The following is a 10,232-nucleotide window of genomic DNA, read 5'->3' as shown; positions in this document are numbered from 1 at the left end:
CCTCAAAGCAGTGCTTTGAGCAACCTGCGGCTAGCTTCCTAGTTTGCTCTTTGATTTTCATTGAGTATAAATGTATATCAATATTTTTTGTTTTTCTTAATAAACGCAATGCAAAAAGAGCCTGTTGCCAAGCTCTTTAGTCTATTATTTCTTCTCAGCGCGAAGAGCTGACAAGATTTGTGTACGGATATCATCCACACCATTTGGAGTATTTGGTAAAAAGATGGTTTGATTTCCTTTAGAGGCAAAGGTGTTCAAGGTATCCAAATACTGGTTGGTCAAAAGGATGGACATGATTTGTTCTTCTGTCATGCCAACATTGGCTTCCTTGAGTTCGGTGATAGATTCTGCCAATCCATCCACAATCGCCTTACGTTGTTGGGCAATCCCCACACCATGAAGGCGGTCTTTTTCTGCTTCGGCTTCAGCTGCAGTGACAATTTTAATCTTATCGGCTTCTGCCAATTCTTGCGCTGCGACCCGTTTGCGTTGCGCCGCATTGATTTCATTCATGGATTGCTTAACTTCTGCATCTGGCTCCACCTTAGTAATCAAGGTTTTCACGATAATGTAGCCGTAAGTGGTCATTTCTTCTGCTACTTGGTGTTGAACTTCAAGGGCAATCTCATCTTTTTTCTCAAACAATTCGTCCAAGGTTAATTTGGGAACAGAAGAGCGAAGAGCATCTTCGATATAAGATTTAATCTGAGATTCTGGACGCATGAGTTTATAGTAGGCATCTGTCACGCTCTGCTCATTGACACGGTACTGAGTCGCTACATTCATCATCACGAACACATTGTCCTTGGTCTTGGTCTCAACCACAATATCACTTTGCAGCAAGCGCAACTGAATGCGTGCTGCAATCGAGTCAATCCCAAAAGGCAAGCGAATATGAATACCGCTGTTGGAAACCTTTTGGTATTTCCCAAAGCGTTCAATAATCGCCACCGACTGCTGACGAACCACATAAACTGTACTCAGTGTGACTATCACCAATAGGAGCACACAAACAATCAGAAAAATCATGAAAAATATTGCCATAATGGAACCTCCACAAGTATTTTTCTAGTATTATATCACATTTAAAGAAGGCTGTGCCGTTTTTACTGCGATTTTTCCTGAAATGTCAATAATTAGAGGTGAAACTGCATTTCAAGTTAGTAATCTCTTTTTTTCACTGCATTAACTTCTATAGAATCTTCATCCATAGTCAGAGAATGACTTGCCTTAACTTTTCTCTCGTGCTATACTATTTATGAAATTAATGAATAGGAGATATTTCATGAAATCAGCAAAAACTACTGTTACAATCCTTTCTGCACTTGCATCTGTCGTCTTATTATCTAGTTGTGCAACAAAGTCTACAGAAACACAGACAAGCAATAAGAGCTCATCTGATAATCAGATTACAATGACATATGACCAACTACGGTCAAGAGAAAATACTATGTCAACCCTTTGGTATCAAAAATCAGCTGAAACCAAAGCCTTGTATCTACAAGGTTATAATGTTGCCACAGATCGTCTAAAGGAATTACTGAAAACAGAATCAGACAAGCCTTATTCAATCATTTTGGACTTAGATGAAACAGTCTTAGATAATAGTCCTTATCAAGTTCAAAATATCAAAGACGGAACAGCATTCACACCTGAAAATTGGGATATTTGGGTTCAAAAAGCTGCAGCAAAAGCCGTCCCAGGAGCCAAGAAGTTTCTTCAATTTGCCAATCAAAACGGCATCCAAATTTACTATATTTCTGACCGCTCAGTTAATCAAATAGATGCTACGATTAAAAATCTAGAAAACGAAGGAATCCCTGTACAAGGGCGTGATCACCTCATGCTCTTAGAAAGTGGTGTAAAATCCAAAGAAGGGCGTCGCCAAGCAGTTCAAGAGAAAACTAATCTAGTATTACTATTTGGTGATAACCTCGTAGACTTTGCAGATTTTTCGAAGATTTCTGAATCTGACCGTGATAAACAACTTGAAGAATTGCAAAAAGAATTCGGTGAAAAATTCATCATCTTCCCAAATCCAATGTACGGATCATGGGAAACAGCTGTCTACGCTGGCAATAAATTGGATGCTAAAGGTCAAGTGGAAGAACGCCAAAAGGCTTTGCAAGGTTTTAATAAATAAAACAAATAAGCTGATTCTATATAAACTAAGGTTAACTTACAATCTTCAAAAAGTGGATAGGAAGGAACTCTGATAATCAGAAAACTTTCCTATCCACTTTTTTAATTGATATAACATCAAGCTTTTATACATCTGATACTATACGTTTTTCTGATTTTAAAGACTTTGTCGCCTAGACCCTATATTTCAAGCATTAAGTGACCTTGATGATATAAATTTATTGTGGTATACTATTTTTGTCATCGGTTACCGATTACGTTCCTATGGGTTCGTGAGAGGAGGTGAAACTAATGAGCCTTATCATAGAGCTCGCTCTTACTATTATAGCGGATGTTATAGCTGGAATTATCTTGTATTTCGTCTGCAGATGGCTAGATAGTAAGGAGTAGACCGAGTGACTAGCCTATAAACACCCGTTAAATCGCTAAGATACGTCAAAAAAGCCCTTAACTACGGCAATAGTTAGGGGCTTTGGTGTTCTAATGAACCTTATCAATTAACTACATTTTAGCATATAATCTACAATAGTTCAAGCATTAAGTGAGGTTGATGATCTAAATTTAGTGTGGTATAATACTTTTGTCATCGGTTACCGATTACGTTCCTATGGGTTCGTGAGAGGAGGTGAAACTAATGAGCCTTATACCAGAGCTTGCTCTTACTATTATAGCAGATGTTATAGCTGGAATTATCTTGTATTTCGTCTGCAAATGGCTAGATGGTAAGAAGTAGACCGAATGACTAGCCTATAAACACCCGTTAAATCGCTAAGATACGTCAAAAAAGCCCTTAACTATGGCAGTAGTTAGGGGCTTTGGTGTTCTAATGAACCTTATACACTAACTACATTCTAGCATATAAGCCCAAATATTTCAAGAGTTTTATTTATTATTTAAAGTTCCTTAGCTCTGAAAGGTATTTGATTTTTCATCAATTCATTTAAAAATACTATACAAATTTCTTTACATTTTCCATAAGTGTGATATAATGAACTCAATAAGATAACTTGTGAAGGATAAACGCTGGGTCCCAGAATGGGGTAGACTGAAAGGTTGAGCATTCCTATGTGCCTGGGGTTATCTTTTTATTTTGATTTTTTAAGGCTCTCTACAAAGTTTAGAGGGTCTTTTTCTATTTCTGTAATGATAAAGTCAACAAATTGCTGTGAATAGGTATAGTGCTCAGACTTACCTATTTTATGGCAATATGCAAATTTCTCGTCAGTTTTTATTGAATAGAAATCAATGATTAAGGTTAGAACATATTGATTGAAACCAGATTTATAATTTAATTTGATATTCTTCTTGTTTAATCGATCATTTACAACTGAGATGATATTCCCGTATGAATATTTGTGAGTCTCTGATGGATCTTTTAAATCTTTTACTATTGCTACTTGAGAGGGAGATTGATTTGCAATTGAGACAACGAAGTCAGCTTCAGACTTTTTCTTTGTGATGTATAGGTTTTGTTTTACACCGATTGCAAATTTATCTGAATTATACTCAGAAACAAGAACATCTATAGCATTTGCTTGCTGAATAAACTTTTCTGCAATTTCCGCTGGGTATTTTAGTCTGATTTGTTCATTTGTCAGAGGCTCATAACTTGCTGATATAGTTAGGAAATTTTGTGCAATGGTCTCAGTGATGTCTCTACCATGAAATCTCTGAAGTTCATTGACATAGTTAAGTACACACGCTTGAAATAGTGGAGCGTACTTTAGTTCGTAATCCTCTGTAATATAATGTGTGCTGATATTTCTAAGCTCAATAATACGCTCCAGATTTAGTCGAATTCGTGTACTATCATCGGAATAAATTTTCTTGATAACATTTTCAAGGCTGAGAGTTCTATCTGGATTATCCTTAAAATAGATTGATAGATTTCTATTTAGCATTTCAGACTTCAACATCAACTCCCAAGCATTACATATGAAAAAACTGAATCCTTCAATACGATATTTGATTGTAGGCTTGTTGTAAATTTCCAGCCCCATAATAAAGGCCTCAACACTTTTATCAACAAGTCGTTGACTTAAATTTTTCATATTTTTCTTCCCTCCAATCTAACTATTAAGCAATCTTTTTAATAAAAACAGTTGCTTTTTATTTTTTTCTTATTCATTTGTCAAATTTGCCGTTTTTTACAGTTTAGTTTATAAAGTCGGATTTCCCTTCCTCCATAATTTTCTTTTATAAAACATCAAGCCCTTAACTGACATCTGATTACTAAACAGGTAACTTACGAAAAATACGCAGACATATCAGAATTACAAGAGAATTTCTAATATCACTATATCGCTTCTTTTATTAAAGACTAACTTTTTTGTTAAAATGTTTATACTCAACAAAAATCAAAGAGCAAATTAGAAAACTAGGATTATATATTCCTGTAGAATATACCAAAACACCCCTTAACTATCGCACTAGTTAAGGGATTTGGTGTTCTAATGAACCTTGCCTATCGATTTTATTCTAACATACAGGTCCAGATATTTCAAGAGTTTTATTTATTATTTAAAGTTCCTTAGTTCTGAAAGGTATTTGATTTTTCATCAATTCATTTAAAAATACTATACAAATTTCTTACATTTTCCATAAGTGTGATATAATGGACTCAATAAGATAACTTGTGAAGGATAAACGCTGGGTCCCAGAATGGGGTAGACTGAAAGGTTGAGCATTCCTATGTGCTGGGGGGTATCTTTTTATTTTGATTTTTTAAGGCTCTCTACAAAGTTTAGAGGGTCTTTTTCTATTCCTGTAGAATATACCAAAACACCCCTTAACTATGGCAGTAGTTAGGGGCTTTGGTGTTCTAATGAACCTTATCCGATAAAATTATTCTAACATACAGATCCAGATATTTCAAGAGTTTTATTTATTTTTTAAAGTTCTGGAAAGGTCTATAATGAAGTTAGCCATCTAGTATCAAAAAACCAACTAGCTCCTATGAACTAGTCGGTTTCTAATCAATGTGCCAACATTTCTTGGGCGATTTCTTGACCAGATAGGTTATCTGGGTAGTAGGTTGGCCAGTTATCCATTTCTTCAAAGAGGGCTTCTTGGCTTGTGCCTCCAAAGAAGATATGGAAATGTTCTGCCTTAACTGGGGCGATATTGTGGTCACTAAACTGAACATACTTGAATTGTCCAGCGTCCGCATCTGTCGCTTCAAAGAGGAAGCGCACACCACGATTACCTTTCTTGTAAGTTAAGATTTTCTTACCAACATACTTATAAGTATATTTCTTGCTTTGTCCACCTTGAATAAATTCCATAGTGTTATCAGTAATGTTAATCTTAGTGACATCTGTCTGATAGCCTTTTGTATAGTAAGCCTTGTACTCAGCCTGGGTCATCTTACCAGTCAACTTAGCCTTGTAGTCAAAGACTTGGTCAAACGTGCCATCTTCAAGGAAAGGATAAACTGATTGCCAATTACCTGCATAGTCACTCAAGGTACGATCCTTGACATCGGCATCCTCAAAGTAACCATTTTGAACTGTCTTGGTATCCTCTGCTTTTTCAGGCTCGATTGCTGGACCTTCTTGGTCTGTTGTTTGTTTCAAAGCCTTGAGGTTTTTCTCCATAACGGAAATGTAGTTTTCGCCAGCCTTGGTATCCTCTTCTGTCAGACTTTCTAAAGGATTGAGAACATCTGTTTTGACACCTGCCTCTTTTGAAAGTGTGTTAGCAAGGGCTTGTGAAGCATTTTCTTCAAAGTAGATATAGGCAATTTTATTTTTCTTGACGTACTCTGTCAATTCTGCCAGACGTGCAGCTGATGGCTCTGCATCTGGAGAGAGACCTGAGATTGCGACTTGTTTGAGTCCATAGTCCAAAGCAAGGTAGTTAAAGGCTGCGTGCTGAGTCACAAAGCTCTTTTGTTTGGCTTGAGACAAACCTTCTGCATAAGCCTTATCCAAGGCTTGTAATTTTTCGATATAGGCAGCAGCATTCTTTTCAAAGGTCTCTTTTTTATCAGGATAATCTGCTGACAAGCTATCACGGATGTGCTCTACAAGTTTAATGGCACGAACTGGTGATAACCAAACATGGGGATCGAACTCATGGTGATGGCCTTCTTCGCCATGGTCATGGTCTCCCTCTTCTTCCTCACCACCTGGCAAAAGCAACATATCACCTGTCGCCTTGATGGTTTTCACTTTTTTCTTATCCAAAGTATCTAGCAATTTAGGAACCCAAGTTTCCATGTTTTCATTTTCATAAACGAAGGTATCTGCGTCTTGGATTTTGGCAACTGCCTTGGCAGACGGTTCATATTCATGGGGTTCTGTACCGACACCGATGAGGAGTTCTACATTAGCAGTATCTCCTGCGACTTGCTTGGTAAATTCATAGACAGGGTAAAAGGTTGTCACGATATTGAGTTTGCCATCTGCCTGTTTTTGATTGGAACAAGCCACTAAAAACAAGGCACATAGACTGGCTAGTAATAAGCTAATTTTTTTCATCTTAGTCTCCTATTTGATAAAACGTCTTACTAAACTAATTAGTAAGAAAACAGTTACAAAAATAATGGTAATACTTGCACTTGCAGGTGTTTCTGCATAGTAGGAAATGTAAAGTCCTGCTACCATTCCCAAAAATCCAATAGCACTGGCTAACAGCATAACCGATTTAAAGTTTTTCCCCAGACGCAGGGCAATACTAGCTGGCAAGACCATGATAGTCGATACCAGAAGAGCTCCCGCAGCAGGAATCATAAGGGCAATGGCCACCCCTGTCACCATGTTAAAAAGAATGGACATGGTACGAACTGGCAAGCCATCCACAAAGGCCGTATCCTCATCAAAGGTCAGGATATACATCGGACGAAGGAAGAGGAAGGTCAAAATCAAGACAACCGCCGCAATGACAAAGAGGGAAATGACCTGCTCTTCACTGATAGTCACGATCGAACCAAAAAGGTACTGGTCCAAACTCATAGAACTGGAGCTTTTACCCTTGCTCATGACAATCAGAGAAACAGCCAGACCTGTTGACATGAGGATAGCTGTCCCGATTTCCATAAAGCTCTTGTAAACCGTACGGAGATACTCCAGAAAGACCGCCGCAATCAAGACAATGGCAATCGTAGAAACAGTCGGAGAAATCCCCAGAACCAGACCAAAAGCTACACCCGACAGCGAGACGTGGCTAAGAGTATCACTCATCAAACTCTGACGACGCAAGATAAGGAAGGTTCCAAGAACTGGCGAGAAAAGACTCATAGCAATAACCGCCAGAAAGGCGCGTTGCATAAAGTCATAAGATAATAAACTAAGCATGGCCCACCTCCTGGTCATTCTCATGAACGTTGAAACAACGCCATGGTGAGTCTTGGTTACGGACTAGATGGATATTGCGGTCCGCATAGTCCTTAACTTCTTCAGGGTCATGGGTAATCATCAAAACAGCCTTGCCATGATGATGGGCGCTGTGGTGCATGAGTTCGTAAAATTCATTTTTACTTCCTGCATCCATCCCCGTTGTCGGCTCATCTAGGATAAACACATCTGGATCCGAAGCAAACATGCGCGCAATCACCGCTCGCTGCTTTTGTCCCCCAGATAGAGAACCCAAGCGTTTGTCTCGATGTTCCCACATGCCAACTGAGTCCAGACTAGCCTTGATATGCTCCTCATCATGAGCATTCAAGCGACGGAACCAGCCTTTTCTCGGATAGCGACCCGACTTGACAAATTCATAAACCGTACTTGGAAAACCAGCATTAAAACTGGCAATCTGCTGGGGAAGATAGGCTATTCTCAATTTATTTCCCTGAGTATTTGTCTTTGAAATGGTCACCTTTCCAATGCGTGGCTGAAGAATTCCAAGACTGGCTTTGATCAGTGTCGTCTTAGCCGCCCCATTCTCCCCCGTCAAGGTAACAAATTCCCCACTATCAACACTATAATTGATATGTTCAAGAACGGGCTCCTTATCATAATAGAAGGATAAATCCTCTACCGTAATATATCTCATTATTTGATTTCTCCTACTAAAGCAGTCAAAAACCGCTGGATCACTTTTTGTTCATTTGGAGTAAACTGAGTCGCCACTTGTTCATAGGTTAAAAGTGTATGCTCATGGTGATGATGATGCTCCTCAGCGATTGGACGAGCCAAGTCAGTCAACTGATAAAAAACCACACGCGCATCCTTAGGATCTTTAGATGTTTCCAACATCCCTTCCTTGACCAAAGACTTAATGGCCTTGGTAACTGCCGCCTGACTGACATTGAGGCGACGTGCCAATTCTGAATTTGTTAAAGATTCCTCTGACAAAAGCATGAGAATGTGCTCCTGGGTATTGGTCAGGGCCACCTCACTAGTGCAATGACCTATTAGGATTTCATGTTGGTTTTCCGCCTGTAAAATCACCTCATTCAAAAAGCCATCGATATCCTTCGCTAGCTGTCTCATATCTGACTCCTTTCCTTTTGAACTTCTCTTTTTTAAGAGAAAAATACTATTCTGTTGAATTTTGTTTACCAGTTAATTATATCACAAGCAAAAAAAGAGTCAAGAAAAAACGTGAAAATAGGCTTCATTCTTGAACTCTTCTGTCATTCATCTACTGAAATTCCTTGACATCTCCATCATAAGTCGCCCAATCTTTGCTGAAAAAGCGCTCATTCAGATGGTAAGCCGGAGCTGGTGTGGGATTGGATAGGAAAGGATCAACTGCCTTGTCAAAAGCTAACCAACCCAACCAACCAAGGTGGATGGTATCCTTCATAAAGAAAGGATCCCCGCCATCCTTAGAAAAATCTGCTATATTGGTAAAACCTTGACTCTCTAACTGGTAGCGAATCTTCTGCACCGTTTGTTGGTACATATCCTCTCGTAGACCAGCATAGTCCATCCATTTTTTATTAACAGGTGGAATGATAAAAATCGGGTTTACCTTAGATTTAGAAAACTGGGTTAACACCAACTGCAGGTCATTATACTCCGGTGATTTAAGGTAGGTAAAGTTTTTCTGAGAATCCTTTAATTTCTTCAAATCCTTCTTGATCTGCTTATTATAGAAATCATTCTCCATTCCCAGATCATTATTGGAAGTATTTTTTTCAGCATCTGCTTTGACAACATCTTCTATGGCTTGATAAGAAAACTGATCTGGCAAGGTCTTTAAATACTTAGATACATGCTTCTCGTAGTTGATATAGCCTCTAACCGAAAACTGACCAAAAAAGGAGGCTTGGCGCTCATTAAACCGAGCCAATAATTCAATCATTTCATTGTCTGCCGTCGACAATTCTTCTTTACTTGCCAACTTCTGAACCAAATCCTTCATAGCTACGTTAGGAAACTGCTGTAGTAAGCGAGTCGCCGCATATTGGCTAGCCTGATCCCCAGATTGATGTTCCAGAAAACTGGTCAACTGGTCTCCATTAAAATACTGCTGAAAAGCTGCTGGCTCATAGCCATTTTTACTGAACCACTGAGGTGAGATAACATACACAACTTGTTTATTCTCCAGTTGTGGCAACATCTGTTGCATTCCAAAATACTGGTTAAGCGATGCAGCTCCCCTCTGTCCTAAAAGATAAGGACGGTAGGAGCGATTGTATTTCTCAGCTAATACCGCAGGATGAGCACCGTCAAAACGAAGCCATTCACTAGAGCCAAAGAAGGGAACAAAACGCATATTTGGATCAGATAGTGCTCTGACTTTTTGACTTCGCTCCTTAAAACTATCGATAGTAGTAGCCACCGCTGAACGCTTTTCAGCTCCTAGATTATGATGCATCTCAGTAGGATAAAAGAAAATGAGCAGAAAAACCAACAAACCAGCTATCAAGACCGGTCCGAAGATCATCCATAAGCGTTTAAGCATTTTGTAGCTCCACAATACCAGCTATGATTTTATTAGCTGTATTCCAGTCGTCGCGACCAAACTCTGTTACAGGGACACGAATGTCAAAACGGTTCTCAATCTCCACAATCAATTCAACCGTTCCCATACTATCCAAGACACCTGCATCAAAAAGATCTTCATCCATCATGTCAGAAACATCTTCCATAAACAACTCATCAATAATTTCGATAACTTCTGATTTGATATCCATATTT

Annotated in this window: 9 protein-coding genes; 1 reads left to right on the top strand and 8 read right to left on the bottom strand. The window is 38.8% G+C overall.

Annotated features, from left to right (window positions below; all coding sequences use genetic code 11):
- Window positions 1-144 precede the first annotated feature (144 nt).
- Window positions 145-1,044, bottom strand: coding sequence for an SPFH domain-containing protein (locus tag HT693_RS06565; RefSeq protein ID WP_000963957.1), 900 nt, complete (start codon window positions 1,042-1,044; stop codon window positions 145-147).
- A 241-nt stretch (window positions 1,045-1,285) separates the two neighbouring features.
- Here HT693_RS06565 and HT693_RS06560 point away from each other — a divergent pair, with 241 nt between their 5' ends.
- On the top strand, window positions 1,286-2,143 hold the full coding sequence (locus tag HT693_RS06560) for a 5'-nucleotidase, lipoprotein e(P4) family (RefSeq protein ID WP_023937667.1): 858 nt from the start codon (window positions 1,286-1,288) through the stop codon (window positions 2,141-2,143).
- 1,084 nt (window positions 2,144-3,227) lie between these two features.
- Here the strand turns inward: HT693_RS06560 and HT693_RS06555 are convergent.
- The 7 genes from HT693_RS06555 to dltC form a co-directional block, all read right to left on the bottom strand.
- Window positions 3,228-4,193: a DUF3644 domain-containing protein gene (locus HT693_RS06555; protein WP_000793783.1), complete on the bottom strand. Its 966-nt coding sequence runs from the start codon at window positions 4,191-4,193 to the stop codon at window positions 3,228-3,230.
- A gap of 924 nt (window positions 4,194-5,117) precedes the next feature.
- The gene (adcA, locus tag HT693_RS06550; RefSeq protein ID WP_172925044.1) at window positions 5,118-6,623 is read right to left on the bottom strand and encodes a zinc ABC transporter substrate-binding lipoprotein AdcA; all 1,506 of its coding nucleotides are present in this window, start codon (window positions 6,621-6,623) and stop codon (window positions 5,118-5,120) included.
- A 9-nt stretch (window positions 6,624-6,632) separates the two neighbouring features.
- Window positions 6,633-7,439, bottom strand: a complete 807-nt coding sequence (locus tag HT693_RS06545) for a metal ABC transporter permease (protein WP_000950038.1) — start codon at window positions 7,437-7,439, stop codon at window positions 6,633-6,635.
- Window positions 7,432-8,136: a metal ABC transporter ATP-binding protein gene (locus HT693_RS06540; protein ID WP_023934246.1), complete on the bottom strand. Its 705-nt coding sequence runs from the start codon at window positions 8,134-8,136 to the stop codon at window positions 7,432-7,434. Before HT693_RS06540 ends, HT693_RS06545 begins: the two co-directional genes overlap by 8 nt.
- On the bottom strand, window positions 8,136-8,576 hold the full coding sequence (adcR, locus tag HT693_RS06535) for a zinc-dependent transcriptional regulator AdcR (protein WP_050208104.1): 441 nt from the start codon (window positions 8,574-8,576) through the stop codon (window positions 8,136-8,138). Before adcR ends, HT693_RS06540 begins: the two co-directional genes overlap by 1 nt.
- 151 nt (window positions 8,577-8,727) lie before the next feature.
- A complete protein-coding gene (gene dltD, locus HT693_RS06530) occupies window positions 8,728-9,996 on the bottom strand; it encodes a D-alanyl-lipoteichoic acid biosynthesis protein DltD (protein WP_172925042.1) in 1,269 nt (422 codons plus the stop codon).
- On the bottom strand, window positions 9,989-10,228 hold the full coding sequence (dltC, locus tag HT693_RS06525) for a D-alanine--poly(phosphoribitol) ligase subunit DltC (RefSeq protein ID WP_000351967.1): 240 nt from the start codon (window positions 10,226-10,228) through the stop codon (window positions 9,989-9,991). The genes dltD and dltC overlap by 8 nt, the downstream gene beginning before the upstream one ends.
- Window positions 10,229-10,232 lie beyond the last annotated feature (4 nt).

Origin of the sequence: Streptococcus sp. 2154 (assembly GCF_013277255.1) — a bacterium.
GTDB classification, from domain to species: Bacteria; Bacillota; Bacilli; order Lactobacillales; family Streptococcaceae; genus Streptococcus; species Streptococcus pseudopneumoniae.
This window is presented reverse-complemented; position numbering and strand designations above follow the sequence as displayed.